General features: G+C 74.6%; 22 protein-coding genes. 15 read left to right on the plus strand and 7 right to left on the minus strand.

What is annotated here, in order from left to right:
- Nucleotides 1-369: restriction system modified-DNA reader domain-containing protein (locus tag H6X67_RS09660; protein WP_502797305.1), on the plus strand; the 369-nt coding region annotated here is incomplete at its 5' end.
- Between the two features lie 68 nt (nt 370-437).
- Here the strand turns inward: H6X67_RS09660 and H6X67_RS09665 are convergent.
- The 3 genes from H6X67_RS09665 to H6X67_RS09675 form a co-directional block, all read right to left on the minus strand.
- Entirely contained in the window at nt 438-1,457 is a 1,020-nt protein-coding gene (locus tag H6X67_RS09665; protein WP_249368707.1) for an alpha/beta hydrolase, read from the minus strand.
- A 164-nt stretch (nt 1,458-1,621) separates the two neighbouring features.
- A complete protein-coding gene (gene metX / locus H6X67_RS09670) occupies nt 1,622-2,806 on the minus strand; it encodes a homoserine O-acetyltransferase MetX (protein ID WP_249368692.1) in 1,185 nt (394 codons plus the stop codon).
- 180 nt (nt 2,807-2,986) lie between these two features.
- Nucleotides 2,987-4,327: an O-acetylhomoserine aminocarboxypropyltransferase/cysteine synthase family protein gene (locus H6X67_RS09675; protein ID WP_249368893.1), complete on the minus strand. Its 1,341-nt coding sequence runs from the start codon at nt 4,325-4,327 to the stop codon at nt 2,987-2,989.
- A gap of 414 nt (nt 4,328-4,741) precedes the next feature.
- Here H6X67_RS09675 and H6X67_RS09680 point away from each other — a divergent pair, with 414 nt between their 5' ends.
- Nucleotides 4,742-6,151: a C40 family peptidase gene (locus H6X67_RS09680; protein ID WP_249368894.1), complete on the plus strand. Its 1,410-nt coding sequence runs from the start codon at nt 4,742-4,744 to the stop codon at nt 6,149-6,151.
- 224 nt (nt 6,152-6,375) lie between these two features.
- Here the strand turns inward: H6X67_RS09680 and H6X67_RS09685 are convergent, their stop codons facing one another.
- Nucleotides 6,376-6,876, minus strand: coding sequence for an inorganic diphosphatase (locus H6X67_RS09685; RefSeq protein WP_249368895.1), 501 nt, complete (start codon nt 6,874-6,876; stop codon nt 6,376-6,378).
- 194 nt (nt 6,877-7,070) lie between these two features.
- Here H6X67_RS09685 and dacB point away from each other — a divergent pair, with 194 nt between their 5' ends.
- The 4 genes from dacB to folE all read left to right on the plus strand — a co-directional run bounded on the left by dacB (nt 7,071) and on the right by folE (nt 12,365).
- Nucleotides 7,071-8,468: a D-alanyl-D-alanine carboxypeptidase/D-alanyl-D-alanine endopeptidase gene (gene dacB, locus H6X67_RS09690; protein WP_249368896.1), complete on the plus strand. Its 1,398-nt coding sequence runs from the start codon at nt 7,071-7,073 to the stop codon at nt 8,466-8,468.
- A gap of 195 nt (nt 8,469-8,663) precedes the next feature.
- Entirely contained in the window at nt 8,664-9,218 is a 555-nt protein-coding gene (gene hpt, locus H6X67_RS09695; protein ID WP_249368897.1) for a hypoxanthine phosphoribosyltransferase, read from the plus strand.
- A 541-nt stretch (nt 9,219-9,759) separates the two neighbouring features.
- Complete coding sequence (gene ftsH, locus H6X67_RS09700; protein ID WP_249368904.1) at nt 9,760-11,793, plus strand: ATP-dependent zinc metalloprotease FtsH; 2,034 nt, start codon at nt 9,760-9,762, stop codon at nt 11,791-11,793.
- The gene (folE, locus tag H6X67_RS09705; protein WP_249368898.1) at nt 11,793-12,365 is read left to right on the plus strand and encodes a GTP cyclohydrolase I FolE; all 573 of its coding nucleotides are present in this window, start codon (nt 11,793-11,795) and stop codon (nt 12,363-12,365) included. Before ftsH ends, folE begins: the two co-directional genes overlap by 1 nt.
- A 74-nt stretch (nt 12,366-12,439) precedes the next feature.
- Here the strand turns inward: folE and H6X67_RS09710 are convergent, their stop codons facing one another.
- On the minus strand, nt 12,440-13,675 hold the full coding sequence (locus H6X67_RS09710) for a sensor histidine kinase (RefSeq protein ID WP_249368899.1): 1,236 nt from the start codon (nt 13,673-13,675) through the stop codon (nt 12,440-12,442).
- A 36-nt stretch (nt 13,676-13,711) separates the two neighbouring features.
- On the opposite strand from H6X67_RS09710, the gene H6X67_RS09715 reads away from it, so the two are divergent.
- A complete protein-coding gene (locus H6X67_RS09715; RefSeq protein ID WP_249368900.1) occupies nt 13,712-14,380 on the plus strand; it encodes a response regulator in 669 nt (222 codons plus the stop codon).
- 351 nt (nt 14,381-14,731) lie between these two features.
- Here the strand turns inward: H6X67_RS09715 and H6X67_RS09720 are convergent, their stop codons facing one another.
- A complete protein-coding gene (locus H6X67_RS09720) occupies nt 14,732-17,266 on the minus strand; it encodes an FtsX-like permease family protein (RefSeq protein WP_249368901.1) in 2,535 nt (844 codons plus the stop codon).
- Nucleotides 17,266-18,054, minus strand: coding sequence for an ABC transporter ATP-binding protein (locus tag H6X67_RS09725; protein ID WP_249368902.1), 789 nt, complete (start codon nt 18,052-18,054; stop codon nt 17,266-17,268). Before H6X67_RS09725 ends, H6X67_RS09720 begins: the two co-directional genes overlap by 1 nt.
- Before the next feature lie 189 nt (nt 18,055-18,243).
- Here H6X67_RS09725 and folP point away from each other — a divergent pair, with 189 nt between their 5' ends.
- The 8 genes from folP (at nt 18,244) to panD (ending at nt 26,785) form a co-directional block, all read left to right on the plus strand.
- Nucleotides 18,244-19,098 carry a dihydropteroate synthase gene (gene folP / locus H6X67_RS09730; protein ID WP_249368905.1) on the plus strand — a complete coding sequence of 285 codons (855 nt, stop codon included), beginning with the start codon at nt 18,244-18,246 and terminating at the stop codon, nt 19,096-19,098.
- Nucleotides 19,095-21,338, plus strand: a complete 2,244-nt coding sequence (gene folK, locus H6X67_RS09735; RefSeq protein ID WP_249435514.1) for a 2-amino-4-hydroxy-6-hydroxymethyldihydropteridine diphosphokinase — start codon at nt 19,095-19,097, stop codon at nt 21,336-21,338. The genes folP and folK overlap by 4 nt, the downstream gene beginning before the upstream one ends.
- The gene (locus H6X67_RS09740) at nt 21,338-21,829 is read left to right on the plus strand and encodes a DUF3180 family protein (RefSeq protein WP_249435515.1); all 492 of its coding nucleotides are present in this window, start codon (nt 21,338-21,340) and stop codon (nt 21,827-21,829) included. Before folK ends, H6X67_RS09740 begins: the two co-directional genes overlap by 1 nt.
- A 133-nt stretch (nt 21,830-21,962) precedes the next feature.
- Nucleotides 21,963-22,466: a PH domain-containing protein gene (locus H6X67_RS09745; RefSeq protein WP_249369945.1), complete on the plus strand. Its 504-nt coding sequence runs from the start codon at nt 21,963-21,965 to the stop codon at nt 22,464-22,466.
- Entirely contained in the window at nt 22,463-24,175 is a 1,713-nt protein-coding gene (locus H6X67_RS09750; protein WP_249375661.1) for a PH domain-containing protein, read from the plus strand. The genes H6X67_RS09745 and H6X67_RS09750 overlap by 4 nt, the downstream gene beginning before the upstream one ends.
- A 161-nt stretch (nt 24,176-24,336) precedes the next feature.
- Nucleotides 24,337-25,266 (plus strand): Rossmann-like and DUF2520 domain-containing protein, encoded by a 930-nt coding sequence (locus tag H6X67_RS09755; RefSeq protein WP_249375663.1) that lies wholly within the window; start codon nt 24,337-24,339, stop codon nt 25,264-25,266.
- Nucleotides 25,267-25,270: 4 nt separating this feature from the next.
- Nucleotides 25,271-26,221 (plus strand): pantoate--beta-alanine ligase, encoded by a 951-nt coding sequence (gene panC, locus H6X67_RS09760; RefSeq protein WP_249435516.1) that lies wholly within the window; start codon nt 25,271-25,273, stop codon nt 26,219-26,221.
- Between the two features lie 99 nt (nt 26,222-26,320).
- Complete coding sequence (gene panD, locus H6X67_RS09765) at nt 26,321-26,785, plus strand: aspartate 1-decarboxylase (RefSeq protein WP_249368722.1); 465 nt, start codon at nt 26,321-26,323, stop codon at nt 26,783-26,785.
- Nucleotides 26,786-26,839: the final 54 nt, after the last annotated feature.

Genomic DNA, 26,839 nt, shown 5'->3' on the forward strand with positions numbered 1-26,839 from the left:
GCCCCGGTGCCCGCCACGGCGCAGCCGGTGGCGGCCGTCGAGCCCCCGCCGGTCACCGGCACGCACCGCTCGCTGGCTCCCGTGCTCGGCGCGCAGCACACGGTCAGCGCCGCCGACGCCCCCGCCGCCCTGACCGCCCTCGCCCGGCGTCTCGGCAAGACGAGCACCCTGCGCTGGCGCAGCCCGCGCCGCGGCATCGACCACACGGCCACCCTCTCGCGCGACGGCGTCATCACCCTGGCCGACGGGCGCACCTTCACCGACCCCTCGCGGGCGGCGGCGGCCGCCCAGCGCACCCAGGACGTGGACGGCTGGCGCGTGTGGCGCCTGGGGGAGCGCGGCGCCACGCTCGCCGACATGCTCGGCTGAGCGCGCTCGCCGGGCTGTTGGCCGGGTGCCGGGCCGATGGCCGGTTGAGGCCCGGCCGGTCGCGGGCCTCAGCTGAGCACGTACCCCCGCAGCCACCGCTCGAGCACGGCGTAGCCCTGCTCGCGCACGGGCGGTGCGGACAGGAACACGTCGTGCACGGCGCCCTCGACCCGCGCCACGGTCACCAACGGCCCCAGGCCGATGGCCCGGCGGGCAGTGCCGTCCGCGTCCACCACCGTGTCCGTGGAGCGCGAGTCCTGCGAGCGTACGACCCCCAGGTGGCTGCGCGCGGAGCCGATGGACAGCACCGGGCAGGTCACGGCGAGCCCCGAGGCGACCGCCGCCTGCCCGTCGAGGATGGCCGCCAGCCAGCCCGGGCGGATCGGCGGCGTCGGCAGGTGCTTCCACTCGGGATCCACGTGCCAGCCGGTGACGTAGGGGTCGTCGGCCCAGGAGGGGTCCGGCAGCTCGCCGTCGGCCTCGGTCCAGCCGTCCACCACCGTGAACAGGGTCGAGGGGTCGTAGGACGGCAGCGTCACGGGGTCGCGGGGGCTCAGGCGCGCCAGGGCCCGCACGATGGGCTCGCCCAGCACCCGCACCGGCTCCGCGCCCTGGATCTCCAGCCAGGCGGAGCTGAGGACGAGCCCGGCCAGCACCCCCGGGTGGCGGTGGGCCCACAGGGAGGCGGTCAGCCCGCCGGTGGAGTGCCCGCACAGGACGGTGGGCAGCGACTGGCCGTGCTCGGCCCACGCGAGGGTGAGCGCCAGCCCGATCTCCTCGTCGTAGGCCGCCAGGTCCTCCACCCACCCGAGCATCTGGCCCTCGCGCAGGGAGCGTCCGTAGCGGCGCAGGTCGAGGGCGTAGAAGGCACCGCCGAGCCGGGCCACGCGGCGCGCCAGGCCCGGGTTGAAGAAGTAGTCGTTCCAGCCGTGCAGGTAGAGGAGCACGAAGGAGGGCTCCGACGGCGTGCCCTCGGGCGCCGCCGGGTCCTCACGGGGCAGGTAGCGCACGAGGGTGGCGACGGCGCCGTCCTCCTCCGTGTCCGGGGTCAGCTCCAGCGTGCGCGCCTGGAAACCGGGGCCGAGCAGGTCCTCGCCCCAGGAGCCGACCGGCGGGTGGGGGCGCTCAGGAGCCGCAGGAGCCTCAGTGGTCTCGGTGGCCGGGGCCTGCGGGTCAGCGGCCGCCTTCAGCGGCCCAGTGGCCGACTCCGGCGTCCCGGGGCTCTGGCCGGCCACCTCCGGCGTCCCGCCGCTCACGCCTCGTCCTCCGCCAGGAAGTCGCGCAGGACCCGGTCCATCTGGTCCGCCTCGATGAGGAAGCCGTCGTGCCCGTGCAGGGAGTGGATCGTCGCCCGCCGGGCTCCGGGGATGCCGGAGACCAGCTGATCGGCCTGCTCGGGCGGGAACAGGCGGTCGGAGTCGACGTCGACGACGAGCGTGCGGGCCGTCACCCGAGCGAGCCCCGCCTCGGTGCCGCCCCGGCCGGTGCCGACGTCGTGGACCATCATCGAGTGGGTGACGATGAGGTAGGTGTTGGCGTCGAAGCGGGAGATGAGCTTGCCGGAGTGGTGGTCGAGGTAGGACTCGATCTGGTAGCGCCCGCCCACCGCCGGGTCCTCCTCGCCCTGGTGCCGGCGGCCGAAGCGCGCGTCCAGCTCCGCCGCCGAGCGGTAGGTGGTGTGGGCGATGGCGCGCGCCAGGCCCAGCCCGCGCACCGGGCCGACCGCGTGGGAGTAGTAGTCGCCGTCGAAGAAGTAGGGGTCGCCGACGATGGCGAGCTCCTGCAGGTGGCACCAGGCGAGCTGGTCCGCCGTCGTCGAGGCCCCCGTGGCCACGAGCGCCAGGTTGCGCACCCGCTCGGGGTGGCCGGCCCCCCACTCGACGGCGCGGTGCCCGCCCAGGGAGGCCCCGATGACGAGGTGGAAGGTCTCGATGCCCAGGGCGTCGGCGAGCAGGGTCTCGGCCTCCACCTGGTCGCGGGTGGTGAGCCAGGGGAAGCGCGAGCCCCAGGGGCGCCCGTCGGGTGCGGTGGAGGAGGGACCGGTCGAGCCCTGGCAGCCGCCGAGGATGTTGGCGGCGATGACGAAGTAGCGGTTGGTGTCCACGGCCCGGCCCGGGCCGATGAGCGTGTCCCACCAGCCCGGTGTCGGGTGCCCGGGGCCGGCGGGGCCGGTGACGTGGGAGTCGCCGGTGAGCGCGTGCAGGATGAGGACGGCGTTGTCGGCGGCGGGGGTCAGGGCGCCCCAGGTCTCGAAGGCGAGCACGGTGGAGGGCAGGACCTCCCCGGACTCGAGGGTGAGGACGCCGATCTCGAGGAAGCGGCGGTTGCCGGGCTCGTCCCCGGGGCGCCATGCGCCCGTGGGGGAGCCGGCCCTGCGGTCGACGAGCTTGGCGGAGGCTGAGCCGACTCCGGGGGTCGGGGGCTGTGGCGCGCTCATGAGGTCATTGTGTCGGGTCGGCGGGCGGAGGCGGAACCGGGCCGCTGGGCGGGACCGGGTTGCCGGGGGCCGGGCCGGCGGGTACGGGACCGGGTGGTCGCCGTCGGCCCCTCACCTGAGGTGACGGCCCGCCGCCCCGTGAGCGCTCACGGGGCAGCGGGCCGTCACGCGGAAGAGGGCTCAGCCGAGGGCGGCGACGGCCGCCAGTCCCCGCTCGAGGTCGGCAATGATGTCGTCGATGTGCTCGATGCCGATGCTCAGGCGCACCGTGCCCGCGGTGATGCCCGCCCTGGCCAGGCCGTCGTCGTCGAGCTGGGAGTGGGTCGTCGTCGCCGGGTGGACGCACAGGGAGCGCACGTCACCGATGTTGGCGAGGTTGGAGAACAGGCTCAGCGCGTCGATGAAGGCCGCACCGGCCTCGCGCCCGCCGGCCAGGTCGAAGGCGAAGACGCTGCCGGCCCCGCGCGGGCAGTACCTGCGGGCCAGCTCGTGGTAGGGGCTGGAGGCCAGGCCGGAGTAGCGCACCTCGGCGACCTCCGGGCGGCCCTCGAGCCAGCGGGCGACGGCGAGGGCGTTGTCGACGTGGCGCTCCATGCGCAGGGACAGGGTCTCGATGCCCTGCATGATGAGGAAGGCGTTGAGGGGGCTGGCGGCGAAGCCGAGGTCGCGCTGGCCCTGGGTGTGCGCCTTGAGGATGAAGGCCTTGTTCCCCAGGGGGCTGCCCACGCCCAGGTCGCGGGCGTAGACGAGGCCGTTGTAGGAGGCGTCGGGCTGGTTGAAGCCGGGGAAGCGCTCGGGCTGGGAGGCGTAGTCGAAGCGGCCGGAGTCCACGATGCAGCCCATGACGCTGGAGCCGTGGCCGCCGAGGAACTTGGTGGCGGAGTGGATGACGATGTCCGCGCCCCACTCGAAGGGGCGGATGAGGTAGGGGGAGGCGACCGTGTTGTCGACGACGAGGGGGATACCCAGCGCGTGGGCGGCCTCGGCGATGGGCTCGATGTCGAGGACGTCGCCCTTGGGGTTGGGGATGGACTCGCCGAAGAAGCAGATGGTTCGCTCGTCGGCGAGGGCGGTCCAGGAGGCCGGGTCGCCCGGGTCCTCGACGAAGCGGGTCTGGATGCCCATGCGGGGCAGGGTGTGGGTGAGCAGGTTGACGGTGCCGCCGTACAGGGAGGGGGAGGCGACGATGTTGGAGCCGGCGTCGCCCAGGGTGAGGAAGGTGAGGGTCTCGGCGGCGATGCCGGAGGAGACGAGGAGGGCGCCGAGACCTCCCTCGAGGGCGCTGATGCGGCTGGCGACGGCCTGGTTGGTGGGGTTGTCCAGGCGCGTGTAGATGGGGCCGAGGGACTTGAGGGCGAAGCGGTCGGCGGCCTCCTGGGCGTCGGGGAAGACGAAGGAGGTGGACTGGTAGATCGGCAGGGCGCGGGCGCCGGTGTCGGAGTCGGGGGTGTGGCCGGCCTGGACCTGCTTGGTCTCGAAGTGCCAGCCGGCGGGGTTGGCCGCGGTAGGGGCGTCAGTCATGCGGGGTCCTCGTCTCGGGAGCGTCTGCGCCGTCCGTGGCGCTGTCGTGAACCCTAGCGGCGGGTGCTGGAGCCGGGTGGGGGCGTCCACTCTCCGACGGCGTGGGGCCCGACCGCCCGGCGGGGCGGGTCGGCTGGTCCGACGGCGTGGGGCCCGGCCGGTAGCGGGCCCGTCCGCACGGAGGGCGGCCTCGGGTCGGGAATGACAACAGTGTCGTGATGCGTATCACATCAGGCGTCGATCGGCGTGTTGCTGCGGGAGTCCGGGGGCGATGGGGGCTAAAGGAGCCTGTGACTGATGTGAATGATGAGAAAACTGTTCCCTCATGTGACGAAACCTGGCTAGTGTGCCGTCAGCCAGGAGTCCTCCCCGCCCGGCCCGCCCACCCGGCGGCACCGGTTCCCGACGAGGAGGATGCAGCAGACGGAGGAAGCAGTGACCCGGACGACGAGCACGCGGCACCACCGCGACCGGACCGGCGCGCGCGGCGGCGCCCGCACGAGCGCACCCGCCGCCAGGCGCACCAGGAACGCCACCCGGGGGGCCCTGGCCACCGCCGCCCTCGCCCTGGCCGCCTCCCTCCTCGTCCCCGTCGCCACCGCCGACCCCGTCACCCAGGACGACATCGACTCCTCGCGCGCCGCCGAGACCTCCACCTCCCAGTCCATCGCCTCCCTCGAGGCCCAGCTCGCCCAGCTCACGGTCGACTCCGACGCCGCCGCCCTGGCCGCCCAGCTCGCCAACGAGGACTACCTCGTCGCCCTCGACGAGCTCGAGACCGCCACCACCGAGGCGGAGACCGCCCAGGCCGACGCCGACGCCGCCGCCGAGGCCACCGAGCAGGCCCGCTCCGAGCTCGGGGCCGCCGTCGTCCAGACCTACCAGGACGGCGGCAACGCCCTCGACGTCCTCACCCCCTACCTCACCAGCTCCTCCCTCGCGGACCTCGCCGACGCCGACGTCGCCCTGGCCCGCATCGGCGAGCAGTCCGACGCCCAGCTCCAGGGGGTCGAGGCCCTCCAGGCCGTCGCCGACACCCTCCAGGCCCTCGCCGACGACAAGCTGGCCGCCAAGCAGACCGCCTCCGACGCCGCCGAGGAGGCCAAGACCATCGCCGACGAGGCCGCGGTCACGGCCGCCAACGCCGTCGTCTACGCCCAGACCCAGCGCGAGACCCTCATTGCCCAGCTCGCCGCGCAGCGCAGCACCACCGTCGAGCTCGAGACCCAGTACCAGGCGCAGCTCGAGGCCGAGCGCAAGGCGCGCGAGGAGGAGGCCGCCCGCCAGGCCGCCGCGGACGCAGCCGCCGAGCTCGCCGCGCAGCAGGCCGCGGAGGCCGCCGCCGAGGCCGCCCGCCAGGCGGAGGAGGCCGCCGTCGCCCCTGCACCTGCCCCGGCTCCCGCACCTGCGCCGGCACCCGCTCCTGCGCCCGCTGAGGACCCCTGGCCCTCCAGCTCGGGCTACGGCGCCGATACCGCCCTCGCCGCCGCCTACACCTACATCGGCGTGCCCTACGTGTGGGGCGGCGAGTCCTACGGCGGCGTCGACTGCTCCGGCCTGACCATGCTCGCCTACCGCTCCGCCGGGGTCTACCTCACCCACTCCTCGCGGGTCCAGTACGGGCAGGGGGCCAAGGTGCCGCTCTCCCAGGCCCAGCCCGGGGACCTCGTCTTCTGGTCCTCCAACGGTACCCAGTCCGGTATCTACCACGTGGCCATGTACCTCGGGGGCGGGCAGATGATCGAGGCCCCGACCTTCGGCTACACCGTGCGCGTGACCTCGATGCGCTACTCCGGCGCCATGCCCTACGCCGTGCGCCCCTGAGCGCGCCGCCCGGCCCGCTGCCCGCGCGGCCCAGCGCGGCACCGCCGCCCGGCCCTGCACGACGCGACCGGGACCGCTCCGCCCCGCCCGGCACCGCCGTCGGACCCGCTGCCCGCGCGACCAGACCCGGTCAGCCCCGCACCGCCGTCGGACCACCCCAGCAGCACAGGGGCCCCGCCACGTGGTGACCGGGCCCCTGTCCCGTGCTGACTCGTGCTGCGGTCTCAGTGGCCCTCGCGGGCGACCCGCTCGGCCTCGCGCTCGTAGGAGCGGCGGATCTCCTCCTCCGCCTCCTCACGGCCCACCCAGTGGGCGCCCTCGACGCTCTTGCCGGGCTCCAGGTCCTTGTAGACCTCGAAGAAGTGCTGGATCTCCAGGCGGTGGAACTCGCTGACGTCCTCGATGTCCGTGCGCCAGGAGGCGCGCTGGTCGCCGGAGGGCACGCACAGGACCTTGTCGTCGCCGCCCTTCTCGTCGCGCATGCGGAACATGCCCAGGGCGCGGCAGCGGATGAGGCAGCCGGGGAAGGTCGGCTCCTCCAGCAGGACCAGGGCGTCGAGGGGGTCGCCGTCCTCACCGAGCGTGTTGTCGATGAAGCCGTAGTCATCCGGGTAGCGGGTGGAGGTGAAGAGCATCCGGTCCAGCCTGATGCGGCCGGTCTCGTGGTCCACCTCGTACTTGTTGCGGTTGCCCTTGGGGATCTCGATCGTGACGTCGAACTCCACGGAGTCCTCCTTAACGTGTGGTCGGCTGCGGCCCGCCGGGCCCGCGAGCACCGGCACCCGCGTGGGCGGACCGGGACTCAGCGCTCCCGGAAGGGCGGTCTCGATGGCACTAGTGTGACCTACGACGGCGCCGCGGGAGGCATCCCGCGCCCCGACGTCACCTACCCGACGCCCACCAGCACCCCGGAGGACCCGTGCGCAAGGCCACCACCGCAGCCCTCACAGCCGCGACCCTCCTGGTCGCCGGCGGCTACTACGGCCTCGCGGACGCCCTCGACCTCGTCCCCGGCGCCCTCACCCTGGCCGGCCCCGCCTACGAGATCCAGGCCTTCCCGACGACGACGAGCGACCGGCCCGTCGCCGAGCCCGCCGCCGCCCTGCCCGCCGAGGCGCCCGTCCCCAGCGCCTCCGTGCTCGCCGGCTACGCCCAGGCGCTCGCCACGGACGAGCGGGTCGGCACGGGCGTCACCGGCGTGTCGGTCATCGACGTCGCCACCGGCCAGGAGCTCGTCGACCACCAGGCGGGCACCCCGCTGACCCCCGCCTCCTCCAACAAGGTCCTCACCGCCTGGGCGGTCCTCAGCGCCCTGGGGGCCGACCACCGCCTCACCACCTCCGCGGTCCTGTCCGGAACGACGGTCACCCTCGTGGGGGGCGGCGACGTGCTCCTGGCGGCCGACGCCGGCGACCCGCAGGCCGTCGTCGGGCACGCCGGCCTGGGGGACCTCGCCCGCGACACCGCCGAGCAGCTGCGGGCCCAGGGCGTGACGAGCGTGAGCCTCGCCCTGGACGACACGATGTTCGACGGCGTCACCTGGAGCCCGGACTGGGAGGAGGGCAACGAGTCCTGGGTCGCGCCCATCCAGCCCCTCATGATCGACGTCACCGCCCACAGCTCCGCCACCGGCTACCCCGCCGACCCCGCCATGGAGGCCGCCGAGGCCTTCGCGACGGCGCTCGCGGCCGCCGGGGTGGAGGTGACCGGGACCGTCACCCGGGGCGCCGCGCCCCAGGGCGCGAGCGTGCTCGCCGCCGTCGAGTCCGCGCCCCTGTCCGAGGTCCTGGCCGTCTCCCTCAAGGCCTCCGACAACTCCATGACCGAGGTCGAGGGGCACGTGCTCGCGGCGGAGACGGGGTACCCGGCGTCCTTCGCGGGGGCGGCGCAGGCCGTGCGCGCCCAGCTCGAGGCCGACGGCTTCGACACCACCGGGCTCACGCTCCTGGACGCCTCCGGCCTGGCGCGCGGCAACAAGGTGCCCGCCCGGCTGCTCGCCCAGGTCATGGCGCGCTCCGCCGGGGCCGACGGCGGCACCACCGGCCGCACGCTGCTCACCGCCCTGCCCGTGGCGGCCCTCGACGGGACGCTGGACGACCGCTTCTGGCAGACGACGGCGGCCGGGCGCGTGCGGGCCAAGACGGGCTCGCTCGACCAGTCGGTCTCGCTCACCGGCACCGTCGTCACCGCTGACGGGCGGCTGCTGGCCTACTCGGTCATCGTCGACGGCTTCGCCGAGGGCGGGCTGTACCCGGCGCGCGTGGCCCTCGACCAGGACCTCATCGGGCCCCTGGCCGAGTGCGGCTGCCAGGGATGAGGGAACGGACTCCGGGCTGAGGGGGCCGGTAGCTGGGTGGCTCGCCGGGCTGGGGCCCCGCCGTCGGAACTCGTCCGCCGGGGCCGGGCTGTGACCCGCTCGGCGTGGCAGGCGGGGGCGTGACAGACTCCTGCCGTGCGGGCACCGGCCCGCCGACCCCACCGGCACCCGACTGTTGACGGAAGGCACACCAGGATGGACGCGCGCGACATGCAGGACGACCTCGCCCAGGTCCTCATCACCGAGGAGGAGATCTCCCGGCGCCTGGACGAGATGGCCGCGCAGATCGACGCGGACCACGAGGGGCGCGAGCTGCTGCTCGTGGGGGTGCTCAAGGGGGCCGTGTACGTCATGGCGGACCTGTCGCGGCGCCTGCGCTCGAGCATCCAGATGGACTGGATGGCCGTGTCCTCCTACGGGTCCGGCACCAAGTCCTCGGGCGTGGTGCGCATCCTCAAGGACTTGGACGCGGACCTCACCGGGCGGCACGTCCTCATCGTCGAAGACATCATCGACTCCGGGCTCACCCTGTCCTGGCTGGTGGGCAACCTGACCAGCCGCGGGGCGGCCAGTGTGGAGATCGCGACGCTGCTGCGCAAGCCCGAGGCCCTCAAGGTCGAGGTGGATGTCGACTACGTCGGCTTCGACATCCCCACCGAGTTCGTCGTCGGCTACGGCCTGGACTACGCCGAGCAGTACCGCAACCTGCCCTTCATCGGGCTGCTCAAGCCCGAGGTCTACGAGGGCTGAGGCGGCTCGGGGGCTCCGCTGCGGCCGGAGCGCCTGTAGCGTGCCGTCGCCCGGCCTGGGGGTGCAGGGCCCGCACGTGGACAACTTGTGTGTGCAAGGGACAACTTGCTTGCACAAGGACAACTTAGCCGACCCAAGGACAACCTGCGTGCAGCAGGACAACCTCAGGGCATCCGCCAGGTTGTCCTACGGACAGCACGTTGTCCTGAGGGCGTCAGGTTGTCCTCACGCGGGCACGTTGTCCAACGCGCACGCCTGTGCCCCCAGAACGAGGGCCGGCTGGCCTGCGCTCGGCCCGGACCCGACCGACTCCCACGTCCTTCCCGCCCACGCCCGGCGCGAACAGGGGCCCAGGGGGCAGCGCCCGCGCCCCGGCGTCGGCTAGCGTTCGCGGAGTCGGAGGCAGAAGGGACCGGAATCCGTGAGCAAGACTGACAGGCCGCAGCAGGACTCCCCGGGCAAGGGCTCGAAGAAGCACGGGCCCGAGCGCCGCAGGCGCGGCGCGCTGGGCAACCCCTTCCTGTGGGCAGCCCCGGTCATCATGGTCGCCCTCATCGGCTGGATGCTGCTGTCCTCCCTCAGTGGCTACCGCACCATCGACACCTCCGAGGGCCTGGACATCCTGCGCCACAACCCCGGGACCGTCGAGGCCGTCACCGTCATCGACGGCACCCAGCGCGTCGAGCTCGACCTCACCGAGAGCTACACGAGCGAGCCCAACCGCAAGGGCGAGACCGCCCAGCAGCTGGGCAAGCGCGTCCAGTTCACCTTCACCGACGCCCAGGCCGACCAGGTCGCCCGCCTCGTCGAGTCCGCCGACCCCTCCGGCGGCTACAACTCCGTCGTGCCCACCACCTCCTGGTGGTCCTACATCGCTCAGCTCATCCTGCCGCTGGCGATCTTCTTCGCCGCCATGTGGTGGCTGCTGAGCCGCATGAACGGCGGGCGCGGCGGCGCCCTCGGCTTCGGCAAGTCCAAGGCGAAGATCGGCTCCAAGGAGATGCCCGACGTCACCTTCGACGACGTCGCCGGCGAGGACGAGGCCGTCGAGGAGCTCGAGGAGATCCGCGAGTTCCTCTCCGAGCCGGAGAAGTTCCAGGCCGTCGGCGCCAAGATCCCCAAGGGCGTCCTGCTCTACGGCCCTCCCGGCACCGGCAAGACCCTCCTCGCCAAGGCCGTCGCCGGCGAGGCCGGTGTGCCCTTCTTCTCCATGTCCGGCTCCGAGTTCGTCGAGATGTTCGTCGGCGTCGGCGCCTCGCGCGTGCGCGACCTGTTCGAGCAGGCCAAGGAGAACGCCCCCGCCATCATCTTCGTCGACGAGATCGACGCCGTCGGCCGCCACCGCGGCTCGGGCATGGGTGGCGGCCACGACGAGCGCGAGCAGACCCTCAACCAGCTCCTCGTCGAGATGGACGGCTTCGACGCCACCACCAACGTCATCCTCATCGCCGCCACCAACCGGCCCGACGTCCTCGACCCCGCCCTCCTGCGCCCGGGCCGCTTCGACCGCCAGGTGAGCGTCGAGGCCCCCGACATGGCCGGGCGCGAGGCCATCCTGCGCGTGCACGCCAAGGGCAAGCCCATGACCCGAGACGTCGACCTCGCCCTCGTCGCCAAGCGTACCCCCGGCTTCACCGGCGCCGACCTCGCCAACGTCCTCAACGAGGCCGCTCTGCTCACCGCCCGCTCCAACGCCCAGCTCATCGACAACCGCGCCCTGGACGAGGCCATCGACCGCGTCCTCGCCGGCCCCCAGAAGCGCACCCGCGTGATGAACGAGCACGAGAAGGCCGTCACCGCCTACCACGAGGCCGGCCACGCCCTGTGCGCCGCCGCCGGCGCCTACTCGGACCCGGTGACCAAGGTGACGATCCTGCCGCGCGGCAAGGCCCTGGGCTACACGATGGTGATGCCCAGCGACGACAAGTACTCCACCACCCGCAACGAGCTCCTCGACCAGCTCGTCTACGCCATGGGCGGACGCGCCGCCGAGGAGATCGTCTTCCGCGACCCCACCACCGGCGCCTCCAACGACATCGAGAAAGCCACCGCCACCGCCCGCAAGATGGTCACCGACTTCGGCATGACCCGCTCCGTGGGCGCCGTCAAGCTCGGCACCACCGAGAACGAGACCGTCCTGGGCCTGTCCGCCACCAACCGCGACTTCTCCGAGTCCGTGGCCGCCACCGTCGACGACGAGGTCCGCGCCCTCATGGACGGCGCCTACCGCGAGGCATGGGAGATCCTCACCCGCAACCGCGCGGTCCTCGAGGACCTGGCCACCCAGCTGCTGGAGAAGGAGACCTTGCTCGAGAAGGACCTCGAGGAGATCTTCGCCCCCGTCGTGCGCCAGGCCGAGCGGCCGCTGTGGCGGGCGGATGACTCCCTCGCCCTGGACGAGGAGATCGTCTCCGGCTCCTACTTCGCCGGCTCCCGGGTGCCGCGCCGCTCCCGGCCCGCCGGCGGTGACGCCCAGGCCGTCTGGGAGGCCTCCGACGACGCGGCCGCCGTCGTCACCTCCGACGGCGACGCCCCCGCCGAGACGGTCGGCACCCCCGACGCCGGGACCCTGTGATGGTCTACGACGCCGAGGGCGTGCGCCGGGCGGTGCGCGACCTCCTGGTCGCCATCGGTGAGGACCCGCAGCGCGACGGCCTGCGCGAGACCCCCGAGCGCATGGCCCGCGCCTACGCGGAGATGTTCTCCGGCCTGGGCGAGGACCCGGCCTCCCACGTGGAGAAGGTCTTCGACGTCGGCCACGAGGAGATGGTCCTCGTGCGCGACATCCCCATGTACTCCGTGTGCGAGCACCACCTGCTGCCCTTCCACGGCGTCGCCCACGTCGCCTACATCCCCGGCGAGGACGGCCGCGTCACCGGCCTGAGCAAGCTCGCGCGCCTCGTCGACGGCTACGCCCGCCGCCCCCAGGTGCAGGAGCGTCTGACCGCGCAGGTCGCCGACGCCATGGTCGAGCGCCTGGGCGTGCAGGGCGTCCTCGTCGTCGTCGAGGCCGAGCACCTGTGCATGTCCATGCGGGGCGTGCGCAAGCCCGGCTCCAACACGGTCACCTCCGCCGTGCGCGGCCAGCTGCGCAAGGCCGCCACCCGCGCCGAGGCCATGAGCCTCATCCTCGGCCGCCGCTCCTGACACCCCGGCGGCTCAGCCGGCGCCCAGGGGCACCGACAGCACCACGGTGAAGCGCGTCCCCACCTCCACGGACATCACCCCGCCCAAGGCCTCCACCCGGCGTCGGGCCCCGACAGCCCCAGGCCGCTCGTGAGCGTCCCGGCCCCCTCGCCGTCGGCCACGACGACGTTGGAGGCCATCGCCTCCAGGCTCACCCCGTCGCACTCGACCAGCAGCCGCGCCGCGCCCGGCGCCGCGTACTTGCTCATGTTGACCACCAGCTCGCTGAGCACCCGCACGAGCTGCTGACGCACACCCGGCGTCACCTCCGGCCGCTCCAGCGCCTCCAGGCCCATGACCTCCAGGGCCACCCCGCGCGCGGCCAGCAGCGTGCGCGCCTGCGCCACCACCTCGGCCAGCGGGCGCGGCGCGACCGAGGCCAGCACGTCGAAGCCCTCCCCGCCGGCCACCCTCCCCATGGCCCGCAGGCTCGAGCGCAGCTGCTCGACCGCCACACGCACCGAGGCCGTCATCGCCGCCAGCTCCCCGGCCAGGCTGTCCCCGGGCGCCGCGCCCAGCCGGGCCTGCTCGGCGCGCATGACCGCGTGGGTGAGGTCGCGCACCACCGTGTCGTGCAGCTCGGAGACCACCAGGAGCCGCTGGCGCTCCAGGTCCGCCTCGAAGCGCCGGGCACTGGCCTCGGTCTGCGCCCGCGGCGCTCGCAGCAGCTCGGTGACCACCAGGCACGTGGTCCCGAGGACGAGGGAGGCGAAGTAGTAGTCGGAGACGAAGGTCGAGACGTCGAAGGCGTAGAGCTCCGGGTAGAAGGTGTTGGGCTCCTTCTCAAGGAACCACAGGAAGGCCACCAGCTCCTCGACGACGCCGATGACCACCGTGGTGTAGGCGCCCACCCGGCGAAAGCCTCGGCTGACGAGCACGCAGGCGCACAGCCAGGGCACAAGGCCGGGCGCGATGTAGATGGGCGTCTCCACCACCATGTGGAAGACCGGGCCCAGGAGGAGCGCGAGCGCGGCCGCCCCCAAGGGCCACACGGAGATGAGCGCGACGCACGCCCCACCGGCGAGCGAGACCACGACGGACGCCGGGGGCAAGCCGCTCATCTGGGCCAGCGACACGAGCGTGAGGACCAGGGCGCAGACCAGGCACAGCAGGTGCGTGCGGCGGGTGGGCCGCCACGTCGGGAAGCGGCTCGCGGCCAGCACCCCGGTGGTGCCGGCCCGCTGCGCCCGCACCCATGCGCGGGCTGCCCCGAGCGGTGTCGGGCCCGGTCGCGCGCCCGGGGCCGCCGACCCGAGGGGTGTGGGCGTCATCGTGGTCTCCTGTTCGCCGGCCGCTAGCATCCTGCCATGCCCTCCTCCCCGGTCGCCGCCCGCACGCGCCCCGTGAGGGTCGCCGTCGTCGACGACGACGCCTTCGTGCTCACGGCCCTGCGCGGCTACCTCAGCGCCGACGAGAGGATCGAGGTCGCCTCCACCTTCTCCCGAGCCGCTGACGCCCTCGCCTTCCTGGGCCGGGTCCCCGTGGACGTCCTGCTCACCGACGTGCGCATGCCGGGCATGGACGGGCTCGAGCTGCTGGCGCGCGTGCGCCGGGACCACCCGGCCCTCGCCGTGGTCGTCCTCACCTCCTTCGACGACGACCAGGCGATGCTCACCGCCCTGGCCTCCCAGGCCAACGGCTTCCTCCTCAAGGACGCCGCCCCCGAGGAGATCGCCCGGGCCGTGCTGGCCGCCGCCGAGGGCGGCACGACGATCGCCCCCTCCACGGCCTCCCGGCTCGTGGCCCGCCACCTGCGCCCCGTCGCCGTCACCGGCCACGAGGACCTGACCGCCGCCGAGCGCGAGGTCCTGGCCCTGCTGTGCGAGGGCTACTCGAACGCCGAGATCGCCGAGCGGCTCGTCATCGCCGAGTCCACTGTCAAGACCCATGTCTCCAGCCTCATGAGGAAGTACGCGGTGGCCTCGCGGCTCAAGCTCGTTGTCGCCGTCCACCGCGAGCAGGAGCTGCGCGGCTGAGTGCCTCGTGCTCGGGGTCGCACGCTCATCTGAGCGGGCGGTGCGCATAATCCGCAAGACTCCGCGGTTCTCGGGATGGGATGTCTTGCGTCCTGCGGCTCCCATGTGCGTGGGCCTCACCCACGCACATGGGAGCCGCAGCGGGCGTTCTCACTGAAAGACCCCAAACCTTGGGATACCAACGAGAACCCCGGATCGGCCAAATCACATGCGTCACATGAGCGTGCCACTGACCATCCGGCGCCGGCCCGGAGGTCACGGGGAGCACCACCCGGGCCCGCTGGGCCTGCCCGGGCCCGGAGGCCGCCGGCCGCCCGGCCCGCCCAGGTTCTCCCGGGCGGGCCTCTCCGCTCAGTCGGTGGCAAGCGCCTCCACAGGGGCGACGGCCGCTGCCCGCGCCGCCGGCCGCAGGGCCGCCAGCAGGCCGACGACCGCCGAGGCGGCGAGCACCCCCGCCAGCTGCGCCCACGGCACCACGAGCGACAGCTCTCCCCCGCCGTCACCCATGAGCCCCGCGACCCCCGCCTGGCCCATGAGCACGCCCAGGACCACGCCGATGACCCCACCCAGCAGGGTGGTGAGCACCGCCTCGGTGAGGAACAGGCCACGCACCAGGCGGCGGTCGGCCCCCGTGGCGCGCAGCACCCCGATCTCACGGGTGCGTTCCAGGACGCTGACCTCCGTCGTGTTGGCCAGGCCCACCAGGCTGATGAGCACCGCCAGGAGCAGCACCGCCCCGACCTGCCGGATCGTCCCCCAGATCTGGGAGGTGAAGGCCACGCGCCCGTCGGCGCTGCCCGTCACGAGCAGCCCCGTGCCGTGCAGCTGCTCGCGCAGCGCCTCGGCGGGGGCCGTCGAGGCGCCGTCACCGCTCGTACGCGCCCACAGGGACACCTCCGTCGGGGAGTCGCCGTAGAGCTGGGCGGCCACCGCCGGGCTGATGACCGGACCGAAGCCGCCCTCCTCGACGTGGGCCGTGAGCGTCACCGAGCCCGCCGGGCCGGTGAGGATCACCCGGGTGCCGTCCGGGATGAGGTAGATGCCGCCCAGCACGAGAGTGGAGTCATCCAGGTGCTCCAGACCGTGCTGGGAGCGGACGACCGGCGCCAGCGCCTGCCTGTCCACGCTGTGCACCACGAACTCGTCACTGCCCGCCGTGGAGGAGACCTGGACCGTCAGGCTGGGGACCACCGCCACCTGCTCGACCCCCTCGATCCGCTCCACCTGCCGGGTGAGCGCGGCGACGTCCTGCTCGGCACCGACACCGTCCACCCGCAGGTCCATGGGGTTGCCGCTGGCGAGATAGCCCGCCATGGAGGCGTTGATACTGGCCATGGCCGTGAGCATGGTGACGGCGACGACGACGGACACGAGCAGGGAGGCCGTGGTGGCCGCCGTGCGGCCCGGGTTGCGCGCCAGGTTGCGGCAGGCCAGGTGCGCCACCGGGTGGCGCCGGGCCGGCCGCTCGACGGCCCCGGCCACCAGGACGACGACGAGGGGCAGCGCCACCAGCACGCCGACCACCAGCGCTACGGACCCGACCGCCATGATCTCGATGGTGCGCGTGAGGACCCCGGCGACGAGCACGGCCCCACCCGCCGTGGCGACCACGAGCCCGACGGCGGCCGTCACCACGCGCCGTCGGCTCAGACGACGGTCCTCCGCGACCTTGCCGGTCAGGGCGATGAGGGGTGAGACCCGCCCCGCCTGGACGGCCGGGCGCAGCGCGGCCAGCACCGTCGCGGCGGTGGACAGCCCGACGGCGAGGGCGAGGGAGCGCCAGGTGACGGTGAGGTGCTCGGCGCTCAGGCCCTCCACGAGGCCGAGCCGTGAGGCCGCCAGCGCGGCCCCCGCGCCGAGGGCGGCCCCCAGGACGGACCCCGCCAGGCCCGTGCCCAGGGCGGTGCGCAGCACGAGGCGGCGCACCTGGGCGCGGCTGGCGCCGACGCAGCGCAGCAGGCCGGTCTGGCGTGTCTGGTGCGCCACCAGGGTGGTGAAGGTCGTGGCGATGACGATGACGGCGACGACGGCGCACACGGGTGCCAGCAGGTTCAGCAGCTCGAGCGTGGCGGAGGTGAGCGCGTTGTTGTTCTGGGCGCGCAGCGAGGCGATCTCGGAGGCGGTGTAGACGTCCACGCTGTCGCCGTAGCGGTGCTGAAGGGCTGCGGTGACAGCGTCGGTGGACGCCCCGTCCTGGACGGTGAGGTAGACGGCCACCGGCACCTCGGACAGCCCGAGCGAGCTCCAGCCCTGCGCCGTGGTGAGGACGTAGGACTCCTGCACGCCGAAGCGGGTCATGGAGGCCGCGGGCTCAAGGACCCCGACGACGCTGACCGCCGACACCGTGCTCCTCGTGTCGTGGAGGTTGGCGTTGAGGGGGATCGTGTCGCCGACGCGGACGTTGTTGCTGCGTGCGAGGACGGGGGAGACGGCGACCTCGCCCGGCGCCGTGGGCAGGCGCCCCTCGATGAGGCGCGGCGCGTCCCCGGTGGTGGAGGGAGTGCCGGGTGGGGCGCCGTCGGTGCTGCCGGTGGCCGGGGCGGTGGGCTCCCCGCTGACGGCGGCCGGCTCGGGGGCGAGCAGGGCGAAGGCGTGGGTGTCGTAGCCGTCGCCGGGGCGGTCGATGTGCATCAGCTGCTCCAGGAGGGGGCGCGCGGCCGCGACGCCCTCGACCTCCGCAGCCGTCCGGGCCACGTCCGCGGGCAGCTCCTGCCCGCGTGGGGGCAGGAGGACGAGGTCGGCGTCCCCCACAGACGCGCGGGCGGTGGCGGTCACCTGGGCGGTGAAGGAGGCGGTGAGGATGAGGGCGACGGCGATGAGGGCGGCGCTGAGCGCGACGGCGACGAAGGCGGCCAGCGTGCGGCGCAGGTCGAGCAGGGAGGGCATCAGCGCGCTCCTGCGGTGAGGCCGGCCGCCGGGCCTGCCTGGGCCCCCGGGCCTGCCAGCGCGGCCGGTCCTGCCTGGGCGGCCGGCAGCTCCACCCGCCCGTCGCGCAGGCGGACCACCCGGTCCGTGACCGCGGCGGCCTTCTCGTCGTGGGTGACCATGACGACCGTCTGCCCCAGCTCGGAGCACATGCGCCTGAGGGTGTCGAGCAGTGAGGCGGCCGACACCGAGTCGAGGGCACCGGTGGGCTCGTCCGCGAAGACGACCTCCGGGCGGCTGACGAGAGCCCGGGCCACGGCCACCCGCTGCTGCTGGCCGCCGGAGAGCTCGCTGGGCCGGTGCGCCAGGCGGTCGCCGATCCCGAGGATGTCGATGACGGCCTCGTGCCAGTCCGCCTCGGGACGGCGCCGCGCCAGCCGCAGCGGCAGGAGGATGTTCTCCTCTGCCGTGAGCGTGGGCAGCAGGTTGAAGGACTGGAAGATGAAGCCCAGCTGGTCGCGGCGCACCGCTGTCAGCTCCTTGTCGCTCATGCCCGCCAGGTCACGACCGGCGATGAGGACGTGGCCGGAGGTGGGCGAGTCCAGGCCCGCCAGGCAGTGCAGGAGCGTGGACTTGCCCGATCCGGAGGCCCCCATGACCGCCAGGAACTGCCCGCGCGGCACCGTCAGGCTCACGCCGTCCAGGGCGTTGACCCGCGCCTCGCCCGAGCCGTACACCTTGCGCAGGTCGCGGGCCTCGATGACGGTGCTGCCCGGGCTCCGGGTGAGGGTGGGGGACGGCGGTCTCATGGTGACTCCTCTGACGCGGCCCGGGCCTGTCCCGGGCTTCTCACCGAGGCTAGGAACCGGCGGCGGCGCACCGAATCCCCCGAAGGGCGCGACCACCCGGGCCGTCTCCGACCTTCGGAGGACCCGCGAGCACACCTGCCCCCGCCGGGGTGGTCCTGCCGATAGGCTGTGACCGTGAGTGCTGACGTCATGACCCCGGTGCCGCTGCCGCAGAGCCTGGACGTCCCGGCTCGCGCCGGCCGCACGCTCGTCATGGGGATCGTCAACGTCACCCCCGACTCCTTCTCCGACGGCGGCCGCTGGGACACCACGGAGGCCGCCGTCGCCCACGGCCTGGCGCTCATGAGCCAGGGGGCGGACCTGCTCGACGTCGGCGGGGAGTCCACCCGCCCCGGCTCCGTGCGGCTGAGTGCCGAGGAGGAGCAGGCCCGGGTCCTCGACGTCGTGCGCGAGCTGGCCGGCGTGGGCGCGCCCGTGAGTGTGGACACGATCCACGCCTCCACCGCCCGGGCCGTCGTGGGGGCGGGCGCCGTCATCGTCAACGACGTCTCCGGCGGCCTGGCCGACCCGCTCATGCACCGCGTCGTCGCCGAGACCGGCGTCGTCTACGTCTGCCAGCACTGGCGCGGCGACCCGGACACGATGGACCGCCTCACAAGCTATCCCGACGGCGTCGTCGCGGGGGTCGAGGCCGAGCTGCGCCAGCGCCTGGACGAGCTCGAGGCCGCGGGAGCGGCCCCTGAGCAGGTGGTCATCGACCCGGGCCTCGGCTTCGCCAAGACCCACCCCCAGTCCTGGCAGCTGCTGGCCGCCACCGCCGCCCTGCGCGAGGACCTGGGTCGCCCTGTCCTCGTCGGGGCCTCGCGCAAGCGCTTCCTCGCCGCCGCGCTGCCCGCCGGCGCCGGCCCGCTCGCGCGCGACGCCGCCACCACCGCCACCACCGCCCTGGCCGCCGCGGCCGGTGCCTGGGCCGTGAGAGTCCATGAGGTCCCGTCCAACCGGGACGCCGTCAGAACCGCTCGCCTCTGGAAGGAACCACGATGAGCACCTCCTCCACCCCGGTTGACAGGATCCGCCTGAGCGGACTGTCCGCCCGTGGCTACCACGGCGTCCTGGGCTCCGAGCGCGAGGAGGGCCAGCTCTTCGTTGCCGACGTCGTCCTGGGCCTGGGCCCGCGCGGGACCGCCGTCGCGGCCGTCACCGACTCCATCGACGACGCCGTCGACTACGCCGAGGTGGCCTGCGCCGTCGTCGCCGTCATCGAGGGCGAGCCCGTCAACCTCATCGAGACCCTGGCCTGCCGTGTCGCGGACGTGGTCCTCGGCTTCGGGCGCGTGCAGGAGGTCGAGGTCACGATCCACAAGCCCCAGGCGCCGGTGCCCGTCGCCTTCGAGGACGTGACGGTGACGATCACGCGCACGGCGCAGGACGCGGACGGGTCCCTCACCGGGGTCGCTGAGGGGCGTGCCGACGGCGGCGCCGACCTTCCGGCGTGGTCCGCCTCCGTCCCGGCTGCCGTTGAGGCGCCGACGGCGGCCGAGCCCGTGGTGGCACCGGTGGGTGCGGCCGTGCCCGTGGTCGCCCCGCTGCTCGCCGGGGGGCTCCTGGGCGATGTCGCCGGGGCGGCCCCGGCGGCCCATGCGGAGGACCCCGTCCCCGGGCCGCCGCTGTCCGAGGAGCCGGTCGAGGAGGTTGGCGTGGCGCAGGCATGGGCTGAGGATGCCGGCGCGCCGGAGGCGTGGGCCGAGGACGCGGGTGTGTCCGCGGCCCAGCCCGAGCCCGTGGACGAGCCTGCTGAGGCCCCGGCTCTGCCGGCCGTGCCACTGCCCGAGGACGAGCCCGCCGACGGCCCGCAGGCCGGAGGCTGGTGGACCGAGGCGGCCGGTGAGCCGGAGGCGTGGGCCGAGGACGCGGGTGCGCCCGCGGCCCAGCCCGAGCCCGTGGACGAGCCTGCTGAGGAGCCCGTGGTGGCCCCGGTGCCCGCCCCCGCGGAGGACCTCGTCCCCGTGGAGGACCCGGCCGCCGGCGGCGCCGGCCTCTGGCCGGACCCTGCCGCCGCCCCCGTTGAGACGGGCACCGCCCTGGGAACCGCGGGCCTGGCCTCCGGCCTCGGGGCCGGGGCCCTGGCCGCCGGCGCAGCCCTCGTGCCGGGCGCCGTCGTCGATCCCGCCGTCGATCCCGCTGAGGAGGCCGCCGCACCGGTGGCCGCCGACGCGGACGAGGCGCCCGCCCCCGGGTGGGGGGACGAACCCGCCGAGCCCACCGACGCCGCAGAGCCGGCGGCCCTCGCCGAGACGTCCGACCCGCTGCTCCCCGAGCCCGCCGCCCCGCCGGTCAACGAGCCCGGCCCGCTGGGCGCCGCCGTCCCGCTCGCGCAGCCCCCGGCCGAGGCGCCCGTGGACCCGCTCAGCCTGCGCCCAGCCGCGCCCGCGCAGGTGGTCCTCGCCCTGGGTGCCAACGTCGGCAAGGTCGTCCCCACCCTGCGCACGGCGGTGCGCGCGCTCAGCTCGCTCGAGGGCCTGACCGTCACCGCCGTCGCCCCGCTCGCCCGCACCACCGCCGTCACGATCCCCGGCACGGAGCCCCAGCCCGACTACCTCAACACCGTCCTCCTGGCCACCACGACGATGACGCCGCGCGAGCTCCACGAGGTCTGCCAGGACCTCGAGGCCGCCGCCGGGCGGGTGCGCACCGCCCCCTGGGGCCCGCGCACCCTCGACATCGACCTCATCTCCTTCGAGGGCGTCACCTCCGACGACCCCGCCCTCACCCTGCCGCACCCGCGGGCCGCCGAGCGCGCCTTCGTCCTCGTGCCCTGGTCCACCGCCGACCCCTTCGCCGAGCTCGACGGCCGCAGCGTCGCCGCCCTGGCCGAGGCGGCCCCGGACCGCGGGGGCCTGCGCTGGCTCGCCCTCGACTGGCTCGACTCCGACCGCCTCCCGGCCCTGCCGACCGGCCAGTACGTCGTCCCGCCCACCGATGACCAGGTCCCCGCCCCGGAGGGGACCCCGGCCCCCGAGCCGGCCCCCGCCCCTGTGGCCGAGGCGGTCCCGGCGCCGGTGCTCCCGGCAGCTGAGCCCGTGGCTCCCGCCCCGGTGCCGGCTCCGGCTGAGCCCGTGGCTCCCGCCGCCCCGGCGGCGGCCCCCGTCCACCAGCCCGAGCCCGCTGCCCCGCAGGCCCCGGCCGCCCCCGCCGAGCCGGTCTTCTCACCCGGGCCCGCCCCCGAGGACGACTGGGCCGCCCCCATGGGCTGGGACGACGTCATCGGCGGGAACCGCTCCTGATGCGCCGCACGCGCTGGACCGGCCTCCTCGCGTGCTACGCCGTCGCCACGGTCCTGACCTGGACGGCACTCGACCTGGTCCTGCGCCACCGGGGCTGGACCCCCGTCATCACGCCCTGGACCGCCCTCGTCGCCCTGCTCGTCAGCGCGGTCGTCCTCACCTGCGGGCTCGCCGTCAGGCGGCTGCGCTCACGCGAGCGCACCTGGATGACCCCCACCGGCGCCGCCGTCACGGCCGCCGCCGCGCAGGCCTCCAGCGTCGTCGGCACGGTGCTCGCCGGCGCCTACACCGGCCAGCTCGTCCTCGCGCTCGTCAGCCACGGCTCGCCCGCCGCGACCGCGGCCGCCTGGACCTCCGCCACCTGCCTCGTCGCCTGCGCCGTGTGGACCGGCACCGGCCTGCTCGTCGAGCACTGGTGCGCCCTCGACCTCACCGACGACGACAGCGACGACCCCTCCCCGGGCGTCCCCCAGGACGGCGCCCCCGCCTGAGCCCCCGGACACGGGTCCCCGAGCCCGGCCCGCGACGACGCCGTCGTCACCCCCGAATCCCCCCACAGGGGGATTCGTGCCCGACGGGCCCTGTGACACAGTGGGGCCGTTCCGCCCCAACGAGGAGCCCTCCATGAGCACCCCCAGCCCCGCGCCGGCCAACCCCTTCGCGCCCGAGGGCGTCGAGTTCCAGCCCGTCTCGCCCCGCCTGGTCACCGCCCGGCTCATCGCGAGCCTGCCCGTCAACCTCGTCCTCGCCGCCGGCCTCGCCGTGCCCGCCATCCTCCACAGCCCCTGGTGGTGGACCGGCACCGCCCTCATGCTCGCCCTGAGCCTGTGGGAGATGTGGCTCATCCCCCGGCAGGTGCGCGCCATGGGCTACGCCCTCAGCGAGGACCACCTCCTGTGGCGCAAGGGCATCATGTTCCGCCAGATGAACGTCATCCCCTACGGGCGCATGCAGTTCGTCGACACCTCCCAGGGGCCCCTCGCCCGCCACTTCGGCATGGCCGAGGTCAAGCTCCACACGGCCGCCGCCACCACGGACGCCACCATCAACGGCCTGCCCGTCGCCGAGGCCGAGCACCTGCGCCGGATCCTGTCCGAGCGCGGCGAGCAGAGGATGGCGGGGCTGTGAGCGCGCCCGAGGCCACGGCGGAGCGCCACATCAGCCTGCCCGCCGACGTCGAGTGGCGGCGCATGCACCCCGTCACCCCGCTGCTCGAGGGCTGGAAGGTCATCACCGCGCTCCTCGTCTTCGCCACCATCCAGAACGGCGACGACCTGCTCGCGCTCATCGAGGCCGTGCGCGAGCACGGCTTCAGCCTCCAGCACGACCTCGTGCGCTGGGCGATGGTCGGCCTGCTCGCCGTCCTGCTCCTCATCGGCGCCTACCTCGCCCTGGCCTGGCGCGCCAAGACCTTCGCCATCGACGGCGACGGCGTCTACCTGCGCACCGGCATCCTCTTCAAGCAGCTGCGCACCGCCCGCCTGCCCCGCATCCAGGCCGTCGACGTCGTCCACCCCCTCCTCGGACGGGTCCTCGGGCTCGGTCAGCTCACCGTCGAGGTCGCCGGCGGCAACGACTCGCGCGTCGTCATCGGCTACCTGTCCAGCGGCGACCTCACCGCCCTGCGCGACCAGATCCTCGACCTGGCCGCAGGTGCCCGCACCGCCCCCGGCAGCGCGGCCGCCGTCGGCACCACGACGCCGAGCGCGGACGCGGCGGACAGTGCCCGTGAGGACTCGGGCCCCGCCGTCGGCACCATGACAGCGGGGCGCGACGCCCTCCTGGGCCAGGACAGCGCCGCGCCCCTGCCCGCCGGGCGTCTGGCCGGAGCCGAGGAGACCCCCCTCTACACCGTCGAGACCCGCACCCTCATCGGCTCCCTCCTGCGCTCCGGGATGACGATCACCGCCCTGCTCACCGCCGTGGCAGCGGCCGTCCTCGTCATCGTCATCCCCCTGGCCCTCACCGGGACCATCATCGAGGAGGGCAAGGGCCTCCTGGAGTCGCTCAGCGGGATGCTGGCGCTGTTCTTCATCCCCTTCGCCTTCATCTCCCTGGCCTGGGGACGCTTCTCCAACGGCTGGGGCTTCCGCGCCGCCGCCACCCCCGCCGGCATCCGCATGCGCTTCGGCCTGACCTCCGACACCTCCACGACGCTTCCCCCCGGGCGCGTCCACGCCGTCGGCCTCCAGCAGGGCCTGCTGTGGCGGGGCAAGGACTGGTGGCGCGTGAGCGCGACCGTCGCCGGCCGCGAGGCCGTCGACACCAGCTCCGGCGGCGGCATCGAGGAGAACGGGGCGAACGTCCTGCTGCCCGTCGGGGACCGCGACACGGCCCTGCGGGCCCTGTGGCTCGTCACCCCGGACCTGGGCGTGAGCGACCCCGACGCCCTGCTCGACGCCGCCCTGTCCGGCCAGGACGACGACGGCGTCATCGACCCCGCCGCCCCCATCGGCTCCGCCGAGCGCGGCTTCGTGCGCGTGCCCCGCCGGGCCCGCGTCTTCGACTGGCTCAGCTGGCGCCGTCAGGCCGTGGCCCTCACCGCCACCTGCGTCATCCTGCGGCTGGGCCGCTGGCAGCGCAGCGTGAGCGTCATCCCCTACGAGCGCATCCAGTCCGTCCACGTCGCCCAGGGGCCGCTGGCACGGCGCCGGGACCTGGCCGAGCTGCGCCTCGACCTCGTGCAGATGGGGGCGGCCGTCTCCCATGTCTCCAACCTCGACGCCGCCGACGCCGGGGCGCTCGCGGCCGTCATCGCGCAGCGCGCCCTGCGCCGGCGCAGCGCGGAGTCTCTCGACCGCTGGCTCGCCCGCGCCGAGGCGGCCCCGTCCTTCTGAGGCCGGTGTCAGGATCCAGGCCATTGTCCGGGGTCCACTACCGGGACAGTCCCGTGATCGTTGAAGTCTCGCGGTTCTACGGGTGCCGTGAGGCGTGCCGGTGAGGCAATGGCCTGGATCGTGACAGGCGCCCTGGCCGCGGGCGTGAGACCATCAGCGCCGTGAGCACCACCACCGCGCCAGGACGCCTCGGCGTCGGCATCATCTCCGCCGGCCGCGTCGGCGCCGTCCTCGGCTCCGCCCTGCGCGCCGTCGAGCACCAGGTCGTCGGCGTCCACGCCGTCAGCGAGGCCTCGCGCGAGCGCGCCGAGATGCTCCTGCCCGGCGTGCCCGTCCTCGAGGTCGAGGAGATCGTGCGCCGCGCCGAGCTCGTCCTGCTGGCCGTTCCCGACGACGCCCTCGCGGGCCTCGTCCAGGGCCTCGCGGACCTCGGCGCCTGGCAGATGGGACAGATCGTCGTCCACACCTCGGGCGCCCACGGCACCGGCGTGCTCGCCCCCGCCCAGGCCGCAGGCGCCATCCCCATCGCCCTGCACCCCGCCATGACCTTCTCCGGCTGGTCCACCGACCTTGCCCGCCTCACCGGCTGCCCCATGGCCGTGACCGCCCCCGCCGCCTTCCTGCCGGTGGGCCAGGCCCTCGCCGTCGAGCTCGGCGGCGAGCCCTTCGTCCTGGACGAGGCCGCCCGCCCCGCCTACCACGCCGCCCTCGCCCACGGCGCCAACCACCTCGTCACCCTCGTCGACCAGGCCGTGCGCGCCCTGGCCGCCGCCGGCGTCGCCGACCCCGAGGCCACCCTGCAGCCGCTGCTCACCGCCGCCCTCGACCGGACCCTGCACGAGGGCGCCGAGCACGCCCTCACCGGGCCCGTCGCCCGCGGCGACGCCGGGACCCTCAGCCGCCACCTCACCGCCCTGGCCGCGCTGCGCGACGAGCAGGGGCGGGCCCTGGACGAGGTCGTCGCCACCTACCGGGCCCTGGCCGAGGCGACTGTCCGCCAGCGCCTGGACGCCGGCCGCCTCGGCGAGGAGCAGGCCGCTCGGCTGCGCGAGGCCCTGGGGCCGGACAGCACGGGGCCGGGACTAGCCTGAGCCCATGACCCGCGCCCCCCACCGCACCGCCCCCGTGCTCGCCCGTACCCGGGAGGAGCTGGCCGCAGCCCTCGGCCCCGACACCGCCCCCCGCGCGGTCGTCATGACGATGGGCGCCCTCCACCAGGGGCACTTCGACCTCGTCGCCGAGGCGGCGCGCCGCGTCGGGCGGGACGGCACCGTCGTCGTCACCATCTTCGTCAACCCCCTCCAGTTCGCCGCCGGGGAGGACCTCGACACCTACCCCCGCAGCCTCGAGGCCGACGTCGACGGCATCGACGCCACCCTCACCGGCGAGGACGGCACCCCGGTGGTCGGCCACCTCGTCGTCTTCGCCCCCACCCCGGAGGTCATGTACCCCGACGGCGAGCCCTCCGTCCGCCTCGACCCGGGCCCGGCCGCCACCGTCCTCGAGGGCCGCACCCGCCCCACCCACTTCGCGGGCGTCCTGCAGGTGGTCCTCACCCTCATGCACCTGACCCGGCCGCGCTGGGCCCTGTTCGGGCGCAAGGACGCCCAGCAGCTCGCCATCGTCTCCTCCATGGTGCGGGACCTCGCCGTGCCCGTCGAGATCGTCCCCGTCGACATCCGCCGGGAGCCGGACGGGCTCGCCATGAGCTCGCGCAACGCCTACCTCAGCGCCGAGCAGCGCCAGCAGGCCCTCGCCCTGTCGCGCGCGCTCGCCGCCGGCCGTGAGGCCGCCGCCGCGGGCGCCGACGCCGCGGGCACGCGCGCCGCGGCCCTTGAGGCGATGGTGTCCGCCCCCGGCGTCGAGGTGGACTACGTCGCCGTCATCGACCCACTGTCCTTCACCGACAGGGCCGGGGCCGGGCTGGGGCTGGCGCCGGCCGGGGGAGAGGCCGCCGTCGCGACCAGTGGCGAGGTCCTGCTGGCGGTCGCCGCCCGGCTCGGCACCACCCGCCTCATCGACAACACGCTCATCGCACTGGGCTGAGCGACGGGGGACCGCGGCCGGCGGCGGGCGGGGCCGCACGCTGTCGAGTCGGTCACCTCGGCTTCAACACGGCCGCCCGGACGCATAGCCTGGGCCGCGATGAGCACCCGCACGCGGACGATGATGACGTCCAAGATCCACCGCGCCACCGTGACCCAGGCCGACCTCGACTACGTCGGCTCGATCACCGTGGACGCGGACCTGCTCGACGCCGCCGACCTCCTGCCCGGCGAGCGGGTCGACATCGCGGACTGCACCAACGGCAACCGTCTGTCCACCTACGTCATCCCCGGCGAGCGCGGCCGCGGCGAGATCTGCATCAACGGGGCCGCCGCCCACCTCGTGAGCCCGGGCGACGTCGTCATCCTCATCGCCTACTCCCAGATGAGTGATGACGAGGCCCGTACCTACGTCCCGCTCGTCGTCTTCGTCGACGAGCGCAACCGCGTCGTGGACCTGTCCGGTGACCCGGGCCAGCTCCCGGAGGAGGGCCTGGGCGCTGACGTCGCCCGCATGCGGGGCCTGCGGTCCTCGGGCACCGCCTTCTCCGACGTGCGCGGCTGACCCGGGACCTGTGCTCCCCCCTTCCCCCGCTCGGCGGCGGGGCTTGCACGCTCA

Source organism: Actinomyces sp. AC-20-1 (genome assembly GCF_023369555.1).
Classification (GTDB): domain Bacteria; phylum Actinomycetota; class Actinomycetes; order Actinomycetales; family Actinomycetaceae; genus Actinomyces.